General features: G+C 48.0%; 13 protein-coding genes. 9 read left to right on the top strand and 4 right to left on the bottom strand.

The genetic code is table 11. From position 1 onward, the window contains the following. Nucleotides 1-65 precede the first annotated feature (65 nt). Both Pan54_RS24415 and Pan54_RS24420 read left to right on the top strand, forming a co-directional pair. Nucleotides 66-1,634 (top strand): sulfatase family protein, encoded by a 1,569-nt coding sequence (locus Pan54_RS24415; protein WP_146506044.1) that lies wholly within the window; start codon nucleotides 66-68, stop codon nucleotides 1,632-1,634. Nucleotides 1,635-1,971: 337 nt separating this feature from the next. Next, nucleotides 1,972-3,561 (top strand): hypothetical protein, encoded by a 1,590-nt coding sequence (locus Pan54_RS24420; protein ID WP_146506045.1) that lies wholly within the window; start codon nucleotides 1,972-1,974, stop codon nucleotides 3,559-3,561. Nucleotides 3,562-3,607: 46 nt separating this feature from the next. Here Pan54_RS24420 and Pan54_RS24425 read toward each other — a convergent pair whose 3' ends face one another. Together Pan54_RS24425 and ppdK are read right to left on the bottom strand one after the other, a co-directional pair. Further along, nucleotides 3,608-5,038: an FAD-binding protein gene (locus tag Pan54_RS24425; RefSeq protein ID WP_146506046.1), complete on the bottom strand. Its 1,431-nt coding sequence runs from the start codon at nucleotides 5,036-5,038 to the stop codon at nucleotides 3,608-3,610. 115 nt (nucleotides 5,039-5,153) lie between these two features. After that, on the bottom strand, nucleotides 5,154-7,886 hold the full coding sequence (gene ppdK / locus Pan54_RS24430; protein WP_146506047.1) for a pyruvate, phosphate dikinase: 2,733 nt from the start codon (nucleotides 7,884-7,886) through the stop codon (nucleotides 5,154-5,156). 270 nt (nucleotides 7,887-8,156) lie between these two features. Here ppdK and Pan54_RS24435 point away from each other — a divergent pair, with 270 nt between their 5' ends. From Pan54_RS24435 to Pan54_RS24445, 3 genes are all read left to right on the top strand, one after another. Then, nucleotides 8,157-8,927, top strand: a complete 771-nt coding sequence (locus tag Pan54_RS24435) for a sialate O-acetylesterase (RefSeq protein WP_146506048.1) — start codon at nucleotides 8,157-8,159, stop codon at nucleotides 8,925-8,927. 197 nt (nucleotides 8,928-9,124) lie between these two features. Further along, nucleotides 9,125-9,448, top strand: coding sequence for a hypothetical protein (locus Pan54_RS24440; protein ID WP_146506049.1), 324 nt, complete (start codon nucleotides 9,125-9,127; stop codon nucleotides 9,446-9,448). A gap of 309 nt (nucleotides 9,449-9,757) precedes the next feature. Beyond that, entirely contained in the window at nucleotides 9,758-9,949 is a 192-nt protein-coding gene (locus Pan54_RS24445; protein WP_146506050.1) for a hypothetical protein, read from the top strand. A gap of 305 nt (nucleotides 9,950-10,254) precedes the next feature. Here Pan54_RS24445 and Pan54_RS24450 read toward each other — a convergent pair whose 3' ends face one another. After that, nucleotides 10,255-12,045 carry a hypothetical protein gene (locus tag Pan54_RS24450; protein WP_146506051.1) on the bottom strand — a complete coding sequence of 597 codons (1,791 nt, stop codon included), beginning with the start codon at nucleotides 12,043-12,045 and terminating at the stop codon, nucleotides 10,255-10,257. A 422-nt stretch (nucleotides 12,046-12,467) separates the two neighbouring features. Here Pan54_RS24450 and Pan54_RS24455 point away from each other — a divergent pair, with 422 nt between their 5' ends. From Pan54_RS24455 to Pan54_RS24470, 4 genes are all read left to right on the top strand, one after another. After that, nucleotides 12,468-14,186 carry a hypothetical protein gene (locus Pan54_RS24455; RefSeq protein WP_146506052.1) on the top strand — a complete coding sequence of 573 codons (1,719 nt, stop codon included), beginning with the start codon at nucleotides 12,468-12,470 and terminating at the stop codon, nucleotides 14,184-14,186. 204 nt (nucleotides 14,187-14,390) lie between these two features. Beyond that, nucleotides 14,391-15,026, top strand: a complete 636-nt coding sequence (locus Pan54_RS24460; protein ID WP_146506053.1) for a 3-keto-disaccharide hydrolase — start codon at nucleotides 14,391-14,393, stop codon at nucleotides 15,024-15,026. A 169-nt stretch (nucleotides 15,027-15,195) separates the two neighbouring features. Next, nucleotides 15,196-16,134 carry a DUF1559 domain-containing protein gene (locus Pan54_RS24465; protein WP_146506054.1) on the top strand — a complete coding sequence of 313 codons (939 nt, stop codon included), beginning with the start codon at nucleotides 15,196-15,198 and terminating at the stop codon, nucleotides 16,132-16,134. 366 nt (nucleotides 16,135-16,500) lie between these two features. Then, nucleotides 16,501-16,965 (top strand): hypothetical protein, encoded by a 465-nt coding sequence (locus tag Pan54_RS24470; RefSeq protein ID WP_146506055.1) that lies wholly within the window; start codon nucleotides 16,501-16,503, stop codon nucleotides 16,963-16,965. A 74-nt stretch (nucleotides 16,966-17,039) separates the two neighbouring features. On the opposite strand, the gene Pan54_RS24475 is transcribed toward Pan54_RS24470, so the two are convergent. Then, nucleotides 17,040-18,704 carry an arylsulfatase gene (locus Pan54_RS24475; protein ID WP_146506056.1) on the bottom strand — a complete coding sequence of 555 codons (1,665 nt, stop codon included), beginning with the start codon at nucleotides 18,702-18,704 and terminating at the stop codon, nucleotides 17,040-17,042. Nucleotides 18,705-19,661 lie beyond the last annotated feature (957 nt).

Raw genomic sequence — 19,661 nt, forward strand, 5'->3', positions numbered from 1 at the left:
ACCCCGTATCTCTAATATCGATATCGTTTTGCTCTAGTTAACCAGCATTTTGAGGACTATCGAAAATGATTTCCAGCTTCATTGTGCGGTTGAATTTTGTAGTGATCATTGTGCTGCTGAATCTCTGGAATAGCAGTGCAGATGCAGGTTCAATTGATAAGCCAAACATCATCCTGATTTACACGGACGATCAGGGCTACGGTGATGTCAGTTGCCTGAATCCGGAATCGAAGTTCCAGACGCCGAATATGGATCGGATTGCTCAGGAAGGCCTCACTTTCACCAACGCCCATTGTTCAGATACGGTTTGCACGCCGTCTCGGTATGGCCTGTTGACGGGCCGATATTGCTGGCGGACCACCATGAAAACCGGTGTGCTGGGAGCAGAGCATGAATGTTTGATCGACGATGACCGCATGACTCTTGCTACATTGTTGCGCGGGCAGGGCTACGAAACGGCGATGGTCGGCAAGTGGCATCTGGGAATGGACTTTCCGGGAACGCCACAAAATCGAGACTGGACCCAGCCCGTTCAGGATATGCCGCTCGATAAAGGATTCAATTACTTCTATGGCATCCCCGCCTCTTTGAACTATGGGATACTCGCCTGGTTCGAAGGACGATATGCAAAAGTGCCCCCCACACAATTTACGCGGAAGAAGCCAAACGATCTTGCGATCAGCGATTACCGGATTCAGCCTCCTTATCAGAAAGAACTTTCGAAGGGACTGTTTGAAATTGCTCCCGATTTTGTGGATTCGGAATGCCTCACACGTTTCACCGAGAAGTCGATTGAATACATCGAAAATCACACGAAGTCTCCAAATTCTGAGAAGCCTTTTTTTCTATACTTGCCATACACATCACCGCATAAACCGGTCATTCCCCTCCCAAAATTCCGCGGGCAGGGAGCAGCGGGAGCATACGGAGAATTTCTGATTGAGACGGATTATCACATCGGTCAAATACTTAAATGTCTCGACGAACACAAACTGACCAAAAATACGCTAGTCATTCTCACGAGCGATAACGGGCCAGAAAACACATACTCGAAGCGATACGAACTCTACGATCACAAAAGTGCCGGGCCTTATCGGGGAGGCAAACGGGACGCCTATGAAGGCGGCCATCGGGTTCCCTTTCTGATTCGCTGGCCAAATCGTATCGAGGCTGGTCGGGTGTGGGATGGTGCAATTTGTCAAACAGATCTGCTGGCCACTTTTGCACAACTTCTGGATGTCACCCTTGCAGCAAATGCCGGAGAGGACAGTTTCAGTTTTCTGGATGTCATTGTTGGCAAGTCGAATGTTAAACCGCGACCAGCCATGATTCATCATGAAATGCAGGGACGATTCGCCATTCGGAATACGATTGAGGGAGTTGAGTGGAAACTGATTCTATCTCATGGAAAGCAGGAGCGGGAACTTTACAATCTGACCGTGGATCGATCAGAAACAAGAAATGTTTACGGTGAAAATCCTGAAATCTCCAGAGTGCTGGAATCGGAGATTACGGCAATCATCAAGGATGGTCGGACGAATCCTGGACCACAGGTTCCTAACGATACGGGCTGGTGGAACGACTTGATGTGGATGGAGGAAAATTCATTAGACACCCCAGATAAAAAGCGATGAAATTTGAATGGAATAACGGTCGTTCACCGTTCTTCGATTTAAACTTGTTAAAGTCATTTGGCAGACCGATTCAGAATCGCTGCATTTCGGGATGAACTGCTTTCTTTGAGTGTTGAGCAATCATACTGTCTGCTGAAGTTCCGATAATTCTTTGTGACTGCATGTCAGAGGCAGCAGTATCAGATATTTTGTCGCTGATTTACACTATCTTCTGGATGACTCCAATCACTAAGAAAACATCGGCCCTTTGGCATGAACTCTGCTCTACTCTCACTTCGGGGAAGTGCCGACGCTTCGGCATATGGACACCTGTATTCAAGAAAGAGAGTTCTTCACGATGAAACGCATGATACATATTTCAGCCGTCTGCTGCTGCGGATTGGCGATGGCTCTGCTGGGAACACCAGCTGAGGCTCAAAAAGGAGGGAAAGCTCCCTCAGGACAAAGATCAGCACAAGGGAATCGAGGTTCCTCGAATAACGGAGGATCTCAACGCGGCTCATCCAATCGCGGTTCTTCAAACCGAGGATCGTCGGATCGAGGTTCTTCCAATCAAGGCTCCTCGGAACGAGGCTCCTCTAACCGCGGATCATCCGAACGGGGTTCCTCCAATCGAGGCAGTTCGGAAAGAAGCGGTCAGCCTCCCCGTGGTTCGGGAGAAAGAACGGAAGGAAGCCGAAACCCTTCCTCAGAAAATTCCAACCGGGGACCAGAAAATCGCGGTTCCGATCGCAGTGATCGAGGAAACCGACCCGATGGAGATCGACCAAATCCCACTCAGGATGAAAATCGCGGCAGCGAACGTCCTGAGATGAATCGTAGCGAACGGGCCGAGGAGTTCCGCGAAAAAATGCAACGGTTCAATCAGAATCGAGGAGACGAAAACCGTCCCGGCGATGGCAATCGTCCTACCGAGCGCGGTGAAGATCGCGCTCAGAATAATCGGCCCAATGCCCGAGGCACGGACTACCTGCGAAACTACCTGAGTGGACAGCGAAACCAAGGCGATCGGGATCAGAATAATCGTGCTGAGAATCCAGAAGATCGATTACGAAATCGGATCGAAGGGGAATTAGATCCTCGAAACCAGAATCGCAACACTGCAGAGAATAATCTGCGGGATCGATTGCACAATCAGGCGAATAATCTGGAGCGTTATCAGAACCAGCAGTTCAGACGCTGGGATAATGCCGACCAGACAGCTGCCCGGATTCGTAACGACTTCGTGCAAAACCGAAACCAGAACCGTAATCAGAATGTGCGATTCGATCAGAACTTCTGGCGTTCTGTTGTTCGAAACAATAACAACAACCGAGTGAATGGATACTTCCATGTTTACGGAAGCCTGAACGGAAATCGCAATTATGCCCGAAATTACTGGTGGCAGCCAACCCCGGCAAATTCTTTAACCCGGTGGTTACGTGGCAGCTATAACTCTCCCCGCTACTATTCGTATGGTCCAGGCGGAGATATTTATTGTCGCAATGGATATGTCTATGTCAGTGGTGATCGCTATGCAACGATTCCTGAATACTACAATCAGGCCGTGCACGTGGTTCGATCTGTTCCGGAAATGACTCCAGAACAGGCTGAAGAAATGGAGTGGAAACCGCTCGGCGTGTTTGCCTTGGCTTCGGATGAAAATCAGGAAGCCAGCTTCATCGTTCAGCTTGCGATCAATCAGGATGGCATCCTCTCTGGGACATTCTACGATGAGAAAAGCCAGGAAACCCGCCCCTTACTGGGACGAGTCGATGAAGGTAGCCAGCGAGCCGTCTGGCACTTTGCCGACGATCCTGAAAACGGAATCGTCATGGAAACCATGCTCTTCAACCTCTCTCGCGATGAGACGTCTGTATTGGTTCACTTCGGTGAAGAGACCACGGAATCGTGGTTGATGGTTCGAATTCCTGAGCCTGAAGAATAAGACCTAATCGTTAATGAATCTCTTATAATTTGGAAGCCCTCGGAGTTTAACTCTGAGGGCTTTCTTTTAGAGAGTTCTCGCCCATAATAATATTCTGAGTGAAATCATTTCCGAAAACTCCTTCAGGATCGTAGTGTTTGCAGATCTCTCTAAATCTGTGCAATTGAGGATAGGCTTTAATAGTCTCTTGTTGATTGAAAGGATACCATTTGCCCCAGTGGATGCGACCATCAAATAGCTGGCGGTAAGCCGTGGCTAGAAAACTTGCGAACTTATAAAACTCTGTCCGGGATTTATGGTATGTGATTAAGCTGATTGAATACCACGATTCATACTCACCACTTGCCATCGAGATTAGAGTTTCATCTCTAAGAATGCGTCGAAAGCAAATTGGATAATGCTGAGAATAACCACCTCTGAGGTGCTGCAAGGATTTCACCAGATTTGCCTTATGCAGTTTTTGCATGAAGTCCTCTGGTATTTTGACCTCTTGTCCGTCCGCAATTTTGATGACCAACTCAAGAAACGCAGCTGATTCCTTCAAGTGAACATCGGGAACGAACAGTTCCAATTCGAGATGGCAAAACAACTCATGTTCCATGACCAGCATTCGATCACTTCGATTAGTTACTTTCCACCAGGTTGGAACAAATAGGGGAAGCAACCATCGATAGAGCCAGTGAACTCCTGATCGCGTGTAAAACCAGCAAGCAAAGATTTTGATCGCTATATGCATCCCGCAATCTATGCCAAAATACCAGTACAAGTGGTAAAGCCATGCCGATTTACTGCTCTTTGACTGAGACACGCACCGATTCTGTGCGAAGTATTTCCAGCGATAGGGAAACAGAAAAAATTGCTGCAGGGGGAAATTTTCACGAGCCAGTAAGACTTCCTCAAGCGTGCTGTACTCGGTTGCCTGATCCTGCACCTGATATTGTGGCAGACACGGTAAAGTAACCGAGACAATCACTCCCATCATCCCCAAAGAACAACGGGCAGCTTTGAGTTCGTCACCTGAATTGATGACTTGGACAGTTGCCTTACGATCTGGTTCAGCATAACAGGCAATTTTTATCTCTTTGAGATAATGCGATAAACTGTGCTTGCCAGATCCGTGAGTTCCTGTTGCTGTTGCGCCGGAAATGGTTTGTTCTGTAATTAATCCGACAGAGGGAAGTGTCAGGCCTTTCTGATTCAGGTCTTTGAGCAAATCCTTAATCTGGCATCCAGCCCCAACAGTGACCTCAGTATCTGCACCCTCCCCTGATACAGAAATGGAGCGGAAGTGTTTCATGTTTATCAGCAGGTCTTGACTGATAATCAAATCGCTCCAGGAGTGTCCTGAGGCAATGACACGAATACTTCCATTTCGGTGTTGCTCAAGAAGTTCAGTCAATTCCTGTTCAGATTCAGGTTCCGCATAATGGCAGGGTTGAAAGCTGATATTGCCACCAAAATTAGTGATGTATTTCATCCTGATCTTCCAGAAATGGAAAGCTGGCTTGAATCTTCAGTTCAAAATAACAAACGCTCGATGGAAAATCTTCCATCGAGCGTTTGTCGTATATAATCAGTGAAGGCTAGTTATATTAACTATCCAACACAGCCTGAGCCGCGGCCAAACGAGCGATTGGGATTCGGAATGGTGAGCAGCTCACGTAGTTGAGGCCGAGTTTGTGGCAGAAGATGACCGAAGCCGGGTCTCCGCCGTGCTCGCCGCAAATTCCGATCTTGAGGTCGGAGCGAGTGCTGCGTCCACGTTCGACACCGATTTTCATCAGATCGCCCACGCCATCTTGATCGACGGTCTGGAATGGATCGCTGGGAATGATGTCGTTTTCCTGGTAGAAGCCGATGAACCCACCGTAGTCGTCGCGGCTCATGCCGAGAGTCGTCTGGGTGAGGTCATTGGTTCCGAAGCTGAAGAATTCTGCTGTTTCAGCGATCTCGTCAGCTCGGAGAGCGGCTCGTGGAATTTCGATCATCGTACCAACGGTGTATTCCACTTCGACGCCCTGTTCTTTCAAGACTTCAGCGGCAACATCACGGACGACTTTCGTCTGGTTATCGAGTTCTGCCTTGAAGCCGACGAGTGGAATCATGATTTCTGGATGGACTTCGATGCCAGCCTTCTGCACATTGCAGGCGGCTTCCATAATGGCTCGTGCCTGCATCGCTGTGATTTCCGGATAGACGATTCCCAGACGGCAACCACGGTGACCGAGCATCGGATTCGATTCCTTGAGTTCTTCAACACGACGGTAGATGAACTCTTTGCCGGCTCCAACCATGTCGGCCAGTTTGTGGGCCAGATCTGGTTGTTCGTGCAAGTGATGCTCTGACAGGAATTCGTGCAACGGTGGATCCAAGAGGCGAATTGTAACCGGGCGTCCGTTCATTTCTTTGAACAGAATCTCGAAGTCTTCCCGTTGGAATGGCAACAGTTTGTTGATGGCTGCTTGACGGGTATCGACTTCTTCAGCCAGGATCATCTCGCGGATTTCGTCGAGGTGACTGAAGAACATGTGCTCGGTTCGGCAAAGACCGACACCTTCTGCACCGAAGGCGACTGCTTTGGCAGCATCGTCTGGTTCGGCGTTGGCTCGCACTTTCATGGTGCGGATTTCATCGACCCATTCCATCAACTGTGAGTAACGCTGAAAGGTTTCTGCATCTTCCGGCTTACGGGTTTTGTGGATGAGCACTTCGATAATTTCAGAAGGCTTGGTTTCGACTTTGCCTGCGAAGACTTCGCCGGTGAAACCATCGATGCTGATCCAGTCCCCTGTTTTAAGGACTTTATCGCCGACGCTCAAAGTTCCATCGTGGTAATCGATTTCGAGTTCGGAGCAACCGACGATGCAGGTTTTGCCCATCTGACGGCTCACGAGAGCAGCGTGAGAAGAGGCTCCCCCGAAGGCAGTCAGAATTCCCTTGGCGATACGCATGCCGCGAAGGTCTTCCGGGCTGGTTTCGCGACGGACGAGAATCAGTTGAACATCGGGATCTTTCGCCTGGATCGCTTCGGCATCTTCAGCATGGAAGCAGATGATTCCCGTGGCGGCTCCTGGACCGGCGTTAATGCCAGTGGCCAGATAAGTACCATCTTCAATCGCCTTGTTCTTGGCGGCTGGATCGAAAATAGGCTGGAGCAACTGGTTCAGGTCGTCGGCAGGAATTCGCTTTTTGGTCAAAGCGGTTTTCTTGTCGATGAGCCCTTCGTTAACCAGGTCGACAGCGATTCGCACAGCTGCGAAACCGGTTCGCTTGGCGTTACGGGTCTGGAGCATCCAGACTTTGCCCTGCTGGACGGTGAACTCGATGTCCTGCACGTCTTTGTAATGCTGTTCGAGGGTTTCGCCGATATTACAAAGCTGTTTGTAAGCTTCCGGCATGTCGTCGCCGAGAGTTTTTTCGATTCGCTTTGGAGTTCGGATACCGGCAACAACGTCTTCACCCTGAGCATTGATCAGGTAATCGCCGTTGAATCCGGGGGCACCCATTGAACAATCGCGGGTCAGGCCGACACCGGTTGCACAATCGTCACCCAGGTTGCCGAAGACCATCGCCTGCACGTTAACAGCAGTTCCCCAGGAGTGAGGAATCCCGTATTGACGGCGATAAACAATCGCACGGTCATTCATCCAGCTCTGGAACACGGCTCCAACTGCTCCCCAAACCTGTTCCATTGGATCAGTTGGGAAATCTTTGCCAGCTTTGTCGCGAATCAACTTTTTGAACTTCGTCACAACTTCTTTGAGCTGTTCGACATTCAACTGAGAATCGTATTCAACTCCTGCGGCTTCTCGGGCTTCGTCGAGGATCAGCTCATAACCGTCTTCTTCTTTGCCTTCAGGACGAACTTCCATGACGACGTCGCCGTACATCTGAATGAAGCGACGGTAGCTGTCCCATGCGAAGGCAGGATTACCTGATTTTTTGGACAGAACTTCGACAGTCGTATCGTTCAGGCCGATGTTCAGAACGGTATCCATCATCCCGGGCATCGATTCGCGAGCACCAGAACGGCAGGAAAGCAGCAGAGGATTTTCCTGAGAACCGAACTCGGCTCCCATGGTCTGCTCGACCTGCTTCATCGCATCTTCAACCTGTTGTTTCAACTCAGGGGGATAGGTGCGATCGTTATCGTAGAAATAGGTACAGAGTTCGGTCGTAATTGTGAAGCCGGCTGGAACTGGCAGACCGATATTGCTCATCTCAGCCAGGTTGGCCCCTTTGCCGCCCAGCAAATTACGCATAGATGCGTCGCCGTCTGATTTCCCACCACCAAAAAAGTAAACGTACTTAGTACCAGAGGACATAGTGTGTCTTGCTCCAGGTTTTGACCGAAAGTGTTGTGAACAAATGAGTGTACAGCGAACCGTGCGCGTACTCTTGGAGATCAGACGGTAGCAGGCCCTTTCGATCGTTGCAAGTGTCCGAAAAAATGCAGGAAAGATGAATTCTCCTCCTGCTCAACTTTCCGTGAGAACTGCGATTGTATTGGTCAACTTGAATGCGTAATCTGAACAGGAGTCAAGAATCATTGAATTTGAATTCCTCACCATAAAACTGTCGGGAAAGCCGCTCTTATGACATACGCAATGAGATTCACCGCAATTCTGGCCTGCACTTCTCTATTAAGCATGACTTCATGGAGTGAAGCTGCAGATAAGCCGACACATCTGTTTATTCTGTCGGGGCAATCCAATATGGCAGGGATGAATCCCAAGTTGGGATTTGAGCCGGAGTTGAAGAAGCAATTTCCGGATGCCGAGACGGCTTACATCAAGGTCGCGGTGGGCGGACGTCCGATTCGACTGTGGTTATCGAACGATTGGAATGCGATTTCAGAGAAATACAATCTGAATAAGCCTCAGGATTCCGTCCCCGCAAACAGCGACTACTATGCTCAAATCCTGACACAGTATAAGAAAATGCTGCAGGATCATCCTCAACCTGCTTCGGTGACTTTCTGCTGGATGCAGGGGGAGCGGGATTCGAGAGAGAAATTGAGTAGTGCTTATGAAGAAGCTCTTAAGACTTTGATCAGCAATTTACGTCGGGATCTCGATCAGCCAGAAATGAATTTCGTGATTGGCCGCTTGAGTGATTTTGACCAGGGAGCTACTTCCGAGAACTGGGAAGAAGTTCGGCAGGCTCAGGTGAAAGTTGCCAATGATGATCCTCACGGGGCCTGGGTTGATTGCGATGATCTCAATAATAAGTCCAAAGATGGTAAAACCTGGGACGATTTGCATTACACTCAGGAAGGGTATGAACTTTTGGGGCGTAGATATGTGCGTCAGGCAAAAGCACTCATCGAGAATAAAAAGCCGGCAGCAGACGGACGGCCGGAATAAAATGCAAGACAGATAAGGAAGTGACAAGAAGGGCTGGAGTCGGGCCGAAGCGTAGCCCCCAGAAAATTGACGTTTGATATGTCAACAACCTCGATTTCCCCCTCTCCCTCAGGGCAAGGGGACAAGTTTTTAATACACAATTGAATTCTCTGCAGGCCAGATTCGATTCCCAATTAATTCCGTCGCAGGAGTGGACCATGACTGATTCGAAATCTGAGCATCATCGCCGAGAAGAATTTCCAGAGAAGTTCACGCCGGAGCACGACTCGCTGAAAGGGGAATTTGCCACAGAGCCCGGCGAAGGCGATCCGCTGGAAAAAGAGCCCATCCTTTCTGGAAAACAGCCGTATCAGTGGGAAGAAAATTTAAGCAATGTCCCTTCAGGGATTAGCATGCATCGTTACAGCGGAGCGATATTGATGCTGATCTTTATGGTCATCTTGCTTGTGATTGGTGGAATTGTTGTGAGTTCACTGTACGACACCTTCAACGGGTATCCTTTCAATTTACTTGAGGAATAATCCAGCTCTCGTTGGGATCGAGCTGGCCTCGGATTGATGAAAATGCCAGCAGTAATGCCTGAAAAATCAACGCATGCTGAATACGTATCTGTGCTTTTTGATCGTACAAACTTAATCGGCTAAATGATTAATTGGTGCGATACGCTTATAAACTTAATAGACGCTGCCTAAAACGCTCTCAGACAGTCGAAACACGCAACAAGATAAGCCGATCTGTGAATTGGTACGCAATTCGCATAGGTATATTTCGACAAAGGTTAGTAACGTCACTAATCTGCTCAATTATTACTCATGAACAAGGATTACACCATGTTCAAAAACGGACGCCGCGCACTAATGCTCGTTGCTATCAGCTGTGCTTTTTTTGTGACTTGGAAGGAAGGCTATCTGGCTGGCTACAGCGATCACATTTCAGACCTTAAAGCCAATTCCGAACCTGTGTTAGAAATGTCGGCTGAAGAAGCCTACCAGGAATTCATCAATCTGAAACCCGAAGCCTAAGCCGACCGCTTACCTACCTCACATCCCACCACTGATACCTCGCCTTCGAGTACAACGCTGACTCAGAAAACAATTAACCCAACTTTTTCACCCCAAGATAATTCTGCAAATTTACAAGTCGCCCAATACACGATTTCGCCATTGCTAATGGTTTTCGTGCCACTCAATGTACGCATACTGTGCATGCATGTGGGAACGAAACAGAAGACTTGTTTATTAGGCCTGTTGTCGCTTGTGGAGTTGCGATTTGAGAGGGGGGTGCAAAGCTGAGAGAGCTGTTTGATGCCCATGCATTTTAAAAACGATTACCGAATTTTTGTATCGGCTTCGTCCGGGACATCTCCCTCATTTTGACTGGCGGACTTGATTTCACCGTTGGCCTTTTGGCCAAAGTTTGCAGCTGTCGGATTAAAATTGAGGGATTCGTACAAGCTGGCTGTCCGTGGAAAACTCGGCACGTAAGCGATTTCGCGTTCACCCCATTGGGCGGCGATTAAGTGATACGTATTTGGTTCAGTCGCATTTCGCGTACTGGCTGTTGTTTGAGCTGCAATTTTTTCACCTGGCAGAGCTTCGTCGGAAAAAGCAAGATGGATCGGATCGATTTCGCCATAACTTAACTCGAGTTTCAATCGAGGTAACTTCGAAGGTCCTGTCAGTACGCCGCCGAAGTCAGCGACCTTGGCAAAGCGAATGACATCATAATCGCCCTGACGAAAATATTCTCCCTGGACTTGAGTTCCGTCTTCGCGTTCGAGAACCAATTTACTGCGATCGATACGCCAGACCGGATGACAGGCGAGTAGAACATCATCGCTACCAAAACCAACCTGCGGATAAACCCGCATTGAAGAAGCCAGGGCCGTCCAGATTTGTCCGGGCGTTTCCTCTTCATTCAACCGTGAAGCAAATCGAATCAGCACGGGAGGTGGAACCCTGGCCAACATTTTTTCATCACCCAGATAGTGGGCTAATTTTTTTGTGTTGTTGGTATCGTAATAAAACGTTAACAATGTGACGGCACTTTGTTCTTCTTCGAGTCCGACATCCAAATTCCGTAGAATGGCATCCTCTGCATCAGCCAGTTGCCCGGACTGCTGAAGGATTCGTGCACACATCAAATTGGCTTCCCACACTTCCGTCGAGAATGCCAAAGCTTTGCGAGCGGTTTGAATAGCTTCTGGTCGCCCAAAATAAGCCTGGATGACGGCTTGATTCGCGAACGCACTGGCGAGCATGTCGTCGCGTCGAAAATGTTGTGTGCCAAGATTGGCGAGTATATCGTAACTGCTTAGTGAAGCCGTCAGGTCGCCAGACTCCTGTTGCGTACGGGCTACGTAGTACCAATAGGGAGGGTAGCATTCCATGTAAGGCTCCATCCGTTTGAGGATGCGGAGCTTGGTTTCGAGATTCTCTTCATTCATGGCCTGTTCAAGATCGTCCAAGTCCGTCGAACGCACCAGCCAGCGGTCGGGGATCTCAAATTCCTGCGTCATTTTCCAGAACGTATCCAGAAACGTAGAGGACTTTTTGACGACCGAATTCACACGCGTTTTTTCAAGCTTGAAGACTTCGTTATCGCGATTCCATTTCAAGTTGCGATAATCCCACCAGCTGTTCGCTCCCGTTTTGACAGCTCCAATGTACTGAGCAGTCAGCAAGTCGAGACCGACAGAGAGGGAGTCGAAAGCCATTTCCTGTCTTAAAGACCTTTTGTATTTCCCGTCGTAAAGTTCGGCTTCTTTTTCCGTCAACTGAATCTGACCAATTTCATCGAGGACTTCAGTATAAAGTCGAATGATTTCGGCGTTCTTAATCCCGTTCAGATTCAGATTGTTGAGGATTTTCTGCTCCTCTTCACGCATCACCTGCTCATTAGGATACTTCCGGATGCGATGAAAAGAGGCGCGGCAATAGTTCAAAGCGACGGCGATATCGCGACGTTTCTGGAACATCGCCTCTTCATCGACGGCTGCATCTTCAGCGCAGACATTGAAGACAGGCAAAGAAGCCAGCAGAATGCAGAGAGTCAGGATAATTTTGAAACTTTGGGTGGTGCGGTAAGGTAGAGCACCAGAGGGTGGCGTCAATTTCATGATCTTTTCTTCGTGAGCGAGTCGTGTACAGAATGTTTCGGACAATAGCTCATTCGAGGTCGAGTGGTGGGAGTATTTTATCGGAAAAACCGATTTGGCCGCTACCCCAGTCTACTTGATTTTATGAGGCATGGTTGCGATTGATTGTTAAAATGGTCTGGATTGGCTGCAAAACTGCTCAGGACTTCCATTTACGTCAATCTTGCCACATTGCAGTTTCTACAGGATAAATACCATTAAGAAAGATAGCTGCTCTGTACGGTTTGACGCAGAGAGGTAAAATGTAGGAAATTCATCGAACCTGAATGATCCATAATCAATCTGGATACGTTACACTCAATCTTCGTCTAACGGAAAGTCATATCCGTGACTCGACGGAGTGAAACTAAATGCCCCAGGCAAACTAACTAAAGGATTTTGCAATGCGTATGATGTGCCGACTGAGTCTTACCTGCCTCAGCTTGCTGATTTTCACCACAACCATTCGAGCTGCCGATGGCCCGGATCTGCTTCCCGATTCCACCGCTGCAGTCATCAAATTGATGGCCCCCCAGAAAACACTGAAGCAACTTTCCAGTTTCGCTGTCTCCGTTCAGGAAGGTTCCGGCGGAGTCATTAAAGGTCAAGCTGGCATGCTCGGCTTGGGAATTTCCAATCCTACGATGCAGGGCGTCGACCAGAGCCGCGACTGGTGGGCTGGCGTGTTCCTGAATGAAGACGAAGATCCTGCTGTCGTCTTCGTCATTCCCGCCATCGATACCGAAGCGATGGGCGAAGCTCTCGATGAATCTTTCACGTTTGTCGCTCACGACAAGTATGGTATCTACAGTGACAACGACGCAGCCATGGAACTGGTCCAGGCTCATCTGGAAGATCGAACCAGCAAATCTGTCGCGAGCCTGGCTTCTGAACAGATCAAATCCCAGTTTGAAGGCTCGCATATTGCAGTCGCTGTCAATCTGGTTCTGGTTAAGGAAGTTTACGCAGATAAACTCGAAGAAATGCGTGAACAGATGAACGAGGGAATCAAGGAAGCTCAGGGCCAGATGCTCGAAGTTCCTGGCATGAATCTCGATTTCCTGAAAGATCTTAGCGAAAAAATCGCCGAAAAAATCGTCGTCATTGTCGAAGATGCTGAGGGCTACTCCAACGCTCTGACCGTTACTGATGCCGGGATTAATTTCAAAGAAGTCGTCGAATTCACCGATGGTTCGCGTTCTGCCAAGTATCTGGCTGCGAATCCTCCTCAGCCAGCAACTCAGTTATCGAAGCTTCCATCTGAGCAGTTGTTATATTGGAACGCTGGCGGAAACATGAATAAAATTAACGAATGGGGCCTGAGCCTGTTGCCCAAAATGCTGGAGATGAGCGAAGAAGACGCTGCCGAGTGGAAAAAACTCTCTGCAATGACCAAAAAAGTCAATTACGAAGGGATGAGCGGAGCCTTCTCACTCGGCGACTTGCAGACAGGCCTCGTTCGAACAATCGCCTTGGGAACGGCTTCACCTGCCGGTCAGTTCCGGGACGCAATGGCCAAAGCCGTCGAACTGATGGATGGCATGGAAATTTCCGGCATGACTCAGGAACTCTCTCTCGAAAAAAATTACGAGAAAGTCGATGGCGTTGATGTGGACCTGATGTTGACAAAACAGACCATGGACAATGATCCCCAATTCGGCGGCTTCCAGGCTCAGATCAACCAGTTCATGTATGGTGGAGACACCATCGAAACTCGAGTCGCTTTTGTCGATGAAGATCAGTATCTACAGACAATGGGTGGCGGTAAAGATCTGATGGAAACGGCTGTTAAAGCCTACAAAAGCCAGTCTGCTGAAACCGACTCCGTAGTCTCCCGCGATATCAAACCACTGGGCGATAACAACTTCGTCCTGTTGATGGATCTCCCGACACTGGTCAAACAGGGACTGTCCATAGCAGCAAATGCACCGGGACTGCCCCCGATGCCGTTCGATCAGGATTCACTGGATAATCTGGAGGTTCAACGATCCTACATCGGCATGAGCGTTGCAACCAAAGATCGCGCCTGCGTCGGTCAATTGTACATTCCAGTACAAACCTTACAGGCTGGAGCATCACTTATGCAGTTCTTCCAGCAAATTCAGGGTGGAAACGCATTCTAATAATCCAATCGTTCATAAGTTTCACAGTGAAACGGTCTGAATGGTGAACAGCTATTCTTGAGATTTAGAAACGAGATTACCGGTCTTAGACTGGTAATCCCGTTTTTTTATTGGGAAAGTATATTTTACTTCCGTTCCGATCATTTGCATGAATTTCGGAATAAACGTATCCAACCTATGCCCCTTCTGAAACAGGACTCAATTATGCTTCGATCAACTTCTGCGACTCTACTCGTGTTGACTGCACTTCTCTCATTCAATCAATTGTCTCAAGCCGACGACAAAGGGTTTGTTTCTTTGATGCCTACAGCTGACAACAACGGCTGGGAAGATTCAGTCATCGTCACAGACGATGGGTATCTCGATGGAGATGGTTGTTATATCGCGCAGGAATTTGACAATTTCGTCCTGCGATTTGAATTTGTTCAGGAACCGGGCGCCAACAGTGGAGTCGGGATTCGATCACTTCGCGGTCAAAATGCCGCCTACAGTGGGATGGAAATTCAATGCCTGGACGACTCCCACCCCAAATACGACAACATTAAGGACTGGCAACATCACGGTTCCGTATACGGAATCGTCGCTGCGAAACAAGGTTCACTGAAAGAGCCAGGCGAATGGAATACCCAGGAAATTGTTGCCGATGGTAAGCACATCAAAGTCACCGTAAACGGCAAGGTCATTGTTGATGCCGACCTGGAAAAAGCCGCCCCTGATGGGAAATCCATTGATGGCAAAGAGCATCCCGGTTTGACACGCAAGTCGGGTTACCTGCGACTTTGCGGCCACGGCGGCGGTGTTCAGTTCCGAAATATGCAGATAAAAGTGCTTGAGGAATAAAGTTTAATCTTTTTTGATCGGATTAAACAAATCATATTTGCGTTGCATTATAGATTGCGCCGAAATAAGATGGAAATGTCATGAATTCAAAAGCGTCCGCTTCCAGGACGCTCATGACTAAATATTTCCAGGGTCATATCTATCCCATCTTTTCTTGGAGTAACGAAGCATGCAGACAACAAACAAATTTAGACAGGGCTTTACGCTGATAGAGCTCTTGGTAGTGATAGCAATCATTGCAATCTTGGTTGCGTTACTTCTTCCAGCAGTACAACAAGCCCGTGAAGCCGCCCGCAGAAGTAGCTGTAAAAATAATCTTAAACAAATTGGACTGGCGCTGCACAACTACCATGATGTTCACAAGACATTCCCTCAGGGGGGTATGGGACGTCCACAATCGACTGAAGGGCCAACAAATAACTTCAGTTGGCTGGTCTACATTCTGCCAATGCTTGAGCAGAACGCATTGTATGACCAGTTTAATTTCAATGAGTATTACACCACGACAAATAATCGTGCTGCGGCAATGAACAGAGTGGAGACGTACTTTTGCCCCAGTTCACGAAATGCCGATCAGAAGTCAAATGTGACCAATGTCTGGGCAATGCATTACCTCGGGTTAGCAGGCCCGATTGGAGCCGTCAACGGAGCAAATCCTACGCGTAACTATCAGTTCGCTGGGAATAATTCAAGTAGTCACGGTGGAGTTGGCCAATCTGGAATTCTGACGATGAATCAGAACAGAACATTTGCTGATATTACTGATGGGACAACGAATACACTATTGGCTGGTGAATTTTCTGGCAGAGTGGGGCTCACCGGTAGTAGTCCATTGCGTCCCTTGCTGCAGGGGGCAAATACAAATGGTTCTAACGCAGCAATGTATTGCTGCAAAAACATCAAGAAAACGATTAATGAGGAAGCCTCGTATGTGGGATCCGATCCTCTGAAGCGTTTTAATGATGTCTCGACCAGTAGTCAGCACAAAGGTGGTGCCCAGTTTTTGTTGGGAGATGGAGGAGTCCGCTTCCTATCTGAAAACATCAACTTCGGAACTTATCAGAACCTTGCCAGTATGGATGATGAGATACCGATTGGCGAGTTTTAAGAATAAGAGATTGTGGTCAGCTTAATAATCCCAGGACTGTTTTCACAGATCCTGGGATTTTCTTAAATGGAGAGTTGATAGAGCATATTCAAAAATTACCTGCAGCGTTCAGCAGGAGCAAACACAGCGTTTTTAGGACATTTTATGTCCATGCGACTGCAGATACCATTTGAAAATGGTCTAGAGCATTTCTAAATGCAATGTGCCTTCGCATGTGCGATTATTTCCCTGAAATGTTGCATTTGCTCAGGCAGAACGCGGAAGACTGATTTTGGATATGCTCTAAATGGGTGTTCTGTTTTAAACGGTCAGTACATTCTCAATTTATTGTCGATTGAATTTTTAATTTACATTGAGGTCTACATCATGAACTCTATTTTTCGCTTCTCACTTCTAATGATTGTTTTGACTCTGCCAGGATGTGGCGGAGGAGATTCTGTTCCAATTTGCGATCTTTCAGGAACTGTGACATTGGATGGAACTCCGGTGAAGTATGGCAGAATTGATTTTGTGGCTGATTCTTCAAAAGGGAATAATGGAGCCAAAGGATATGCAACGATTGTCGATGGCAAGTATGACACTTCGTCAGCATCTGATAAGGGAACCACTGGAGGAGCCTACATCGCTCAAATAACGGCTTACGAGCAGAAGCCAGTCGAGACAGAAGATGAAACCGTTGAGGTCCCCCCCACGAAAATGCTTTGTGTCGCCTATCCCGTTGAGAAAGATCTTCCAGAAGAAACAACCGTAATTAACTTCGAACTCTCAGACGAAGCACTCGGCTATGATCATTCAAAAGCTCAAGCCAGACGCGTGGCGAATGAACCCTGACAGACGCTTCTGGGATTGCGAGCAATCAAGAAAATTCAGTGTTTGATTGTAGTGCTCAATCGCAAGGATGCTCGTCAATTCTTTGTCTTGAGTTGATTGCTGGTATCTTTGCGGAAATCGAGAGATTTAATTTTGGTTCCCACAGGAGCCAATTGTTTTCCTTTGAGTCGGTCGACTTCCTCTGCCATGCGGAACCACTCGGTTGCCATTTGTTCGACTCGTTCAGGATAGACTTTGCTCAAATCATTCAACTCTGTGCGATCGTCTTTCATATTGTAAAGTTCCCAACGCCCCAACTTGGCAGAGACCAGCTTCCAGTCTCCCTGGCGTAATGCTCGATCACTCGAGAAGTGAAAGTACAACTCATCGTGGGGTTCACGCTGTTCTCCCTGAAGGATTGGCATTAGCGATTTCCCTTGCAGTGGATCGATAGTGCGGTTGCCAATCTGCTCGGGATAATCTGCTTTGCCCACATCAATGAAGGTGGCCATCAAATCGATTAAGTGGCCAGGCTGATCGGTGATCGAACCCGATTCTGTTTTCAACCCGGCTGGCCAATGCACGATGAGTGGCGAAGAAATCCCGCCCTCGTGTTGATTCTGTTTATACAACCGAAATGGCGTATTGCCAGCATGAGCCCAACTGGCATCATACGTCCAATAGGATTTCGGATCCCATGGCTTCAGATTTCGTCCTCGTGTTCGTTCAAACGGACAGGCGCCGTTGTCCGAGCAGAACAGGAACAACGTATTTTCAAATTCCCCTTTTGCCTTGAGGTGATCGACGAGTCGCCCCACATTCTGGTCAAGTACATCGACCATGGCTGCAAAAACCTCCATCCGGCTCGCTTCCCATTCCTGCTCCTCAACAGACAGAGAATCCCAGGCTGGGACATGCTCGGGACGTGGACTGAGTTTCCATTTTTCAGGCAGTAAACCAGATTCAATCTGTCGAGCATGCCGTTCTTTTCGCAATTGATCCCAGCCCTTGTTGTACAAGCCGTTGTATTTTTTCACGGCTTCTTCAGGAGCCTGCAAGGGATAGTGTGGCGCATTGAAGGCAACATACAACAGGAAAGGATCATTCGATTGGGTCATCTCATCAACAAACTGAATCGCATAATCTCCAATTGCGTGAGTCGTATAAAAAGGTCGTCCATTTATAGTGGCTGGCACATCCCAGTTTTCACCATTGAGGCGGAAAGTGTCATCGCCGGTAAAGAAATTCGTCGCTCCCGAGAGATGTCCCCAGTACTTTTGGAAACCAAAGTCCGTCGGCTGCTGGCTCAAATGCCACTTTCCAACCATCGCAGTGGAATAGCCCGCAGGTGCCAGCGCTTCAGCAATCGTCGCCCCGCGCGATAACTTTTCACTGCCAGCCTGATCGCAATACAAACCCGTTAATAATGAAACTCGTGAGGAATGGCATTTGGCCGTGTTATAAAACTGACTGAATCGCAAACCATTTGAAGCCAGTTGATCCAGATAGGGCGTCTGGATTTCAGAGCCGTAGCATCCCAGATCCGCGAACCCCAGATCATCGGCCATGATGAGAACAATGTTTGGGCGAGAGCGTGGATCGGCCAGAAGTGACTGAGTGTAGATCAAGTTTGAGATGATCAGCACAGAGACATAAATCAATAATGGAGTGACTTTGCCAATAACATTACCAGGAGCTGACTGAAAACATCCACCCTGTGTACTGACAATCCGTGATCGCTTGCGGAATACTGTAAACATATTGAATTCTCTCATGTCTGGTGAATACTCGCTAACTGCAGCCACTGCTGGAACATCTCATCCTGATTTCCAGATAGAGGCATTCGTATTTGATTCTGGCTTTCTCGTTGCTGAAATGCCAGTCGAGGCAGGTTTGTTTTTCATTTCTTCGGGAAGCAAAATGTGTGGCTCGCCGCGTTGAGTCTAGCCAGAACCTGCTTGAGGCCGAAAACACGCGGACTTCTCCATCAGAACGTCCACAAGAGAAATGGACGCTCAAAAGAAAGATATGCACTTTTAGAGGAGTCGATAATGTCTCATACGGATTCTAGAGCATATTCAAAATCACCTTCAGCGTTCAGCATGAGCAAACACATCGTTATTAGGACATTTGATGTCCATGCGACTGCAGATACCATTTGAAAATGATCTAAACCCTGTTCCAATTGGAAACCGGATTTCCTGTAACATCTTGAACAGGACCTCCGGGGTGGCGGGGGCGCTCCGCTTCAGCGGAAGCCCCCGGAAGTTCAACGATTCGGGGGCTTCACTTCGAGAGCGCCCCCGCCACCCGCGTTTGATTATTTACCGGTATTCATCAGGTGATAACCAGTGTTCTTAAAAATCGTTGAACTTCTCCGGTTTTCATTTGGTACGCGGTATAATGAGAAACAACTCGTCTGCGACCCCGTTTTACAGTTAGAGCTGAATTGTTGCAAAACTACAATTATTGAAAAAGAAACACAGATGGACACGCATCAGCACAGATAAAAATAGCCCTGAACTTTATGAGAAACTCATGTTATCAGCGGACCCTGCAACTTCACCTGAAAACTATTGCACAAGAAACTGATCTCTGGCGTTTTGCAATACTCCAGTTAGAGGAAACACTTCCTTTATGGAATGTGAAAATTGAATATCGATTAAGACATCAACGAAATTCAATGAAAATCATGAATATTCTTGCTGTTGATTGAA

This window comes from Rubinisphaera italica (genome assembly GCF_007859715.1).
GTDB lineage: Bacteria > Planctomycetota > Planctomycetia > Planctomycetales > Planctomycetaceae > Rubinisphaera > Rubinisphaera italica.

Bases quoted from the DNA above. Each gene is read 5' to 3' on its own strand.
- Pan54_RS24415 (WP_146506044.1), top strand. From the start codon at position 66: ATGATTTCCAGCTTCATTGTGCGGTTGAATTTTGTAGTGATCATTGTG.
- Pan54_RS24420 (WP_146506045.1), top strand. From the start codon at position 1,972: ATGAAACGCATGATACATATTTCAGCCGTCTGCTGCTGCGGATTGGCG.
- Pan54_RS24425 (WP_146506046.1), bottom strand. From the start codon at position 5,038: ATGAAATACATCACTAATTTTGGTGGCAATATCAGCTTTCAACCCTGC.
- ppdK (WP_146506047.1), bottom strand. From the start codon at position 7,886: ATGTCCTCTGGTACTAAGTACGTTTACTTTTTTGGTGGTGGGAAATCA.
- Pan54_RS24435 (WP_146506048.1), top strand. From the start codon at position 8,157: ATGACATACGCAATGAGATTCACCGCAATTCTGGCCTGCACTTCTCTA.
- Pan54_RS24440 (WP_146506049.1), top strand. From the start codon at position 9,125: ATGACTGATTCGAAATCTGAGCATCATCGCCGAGAAGAATTTCCAGAG.
- Pan54_RS24445 (WP_146506050.1), top strand. From the start codon at position 9,758: ATGTTCAAAAACGGACGCCGCGCACTAATGCTCGTTGCTATCAGCTGT.
- Pan54_RS24450 (WP_146506051.1), bottom strand. From the start codon at position 12,045: ATGAAATTGACGCCACCCTCTGGTGCTCTACCTTACCGCACCACCCAA.
- Pan54_RS24455 (WP_146506052.1), top strand. From the start codon at position 12,468: ATGCGTATGATGTGCCGACTGAGTCTTACCTGCCTCAGCTTGCTGATT.
- Pan54_RS24460 (WP_146506053.1), top strand. From the start codon at position 14,391: ATGCTTCGATCAACTTCTGCGACTCTACTCGTGTTGACTGCACTTCTC.
- Pan54_RS24465 (WP_146506054.1), top strand. From the start codon at position 15,196: ATGCAGACAACAAACAAATTTAGACAGGGCTTTACGCTGATAGAGCTC.
- Pan54_RS24470 (WP_146506055.1), top strand. From the start codon at position 16,501: ATGAACTCTATTTTTCGCTTCTCACTTCTAATGATTGTTTTGACTCTG.
- Pan54_RS24475 (WP_146506056.1), bottom strand. From the start codon at position 18,704: ATGTTTACAGTATTCCGCAAGCGATCACGGATTGTCAGTACACAGGGT.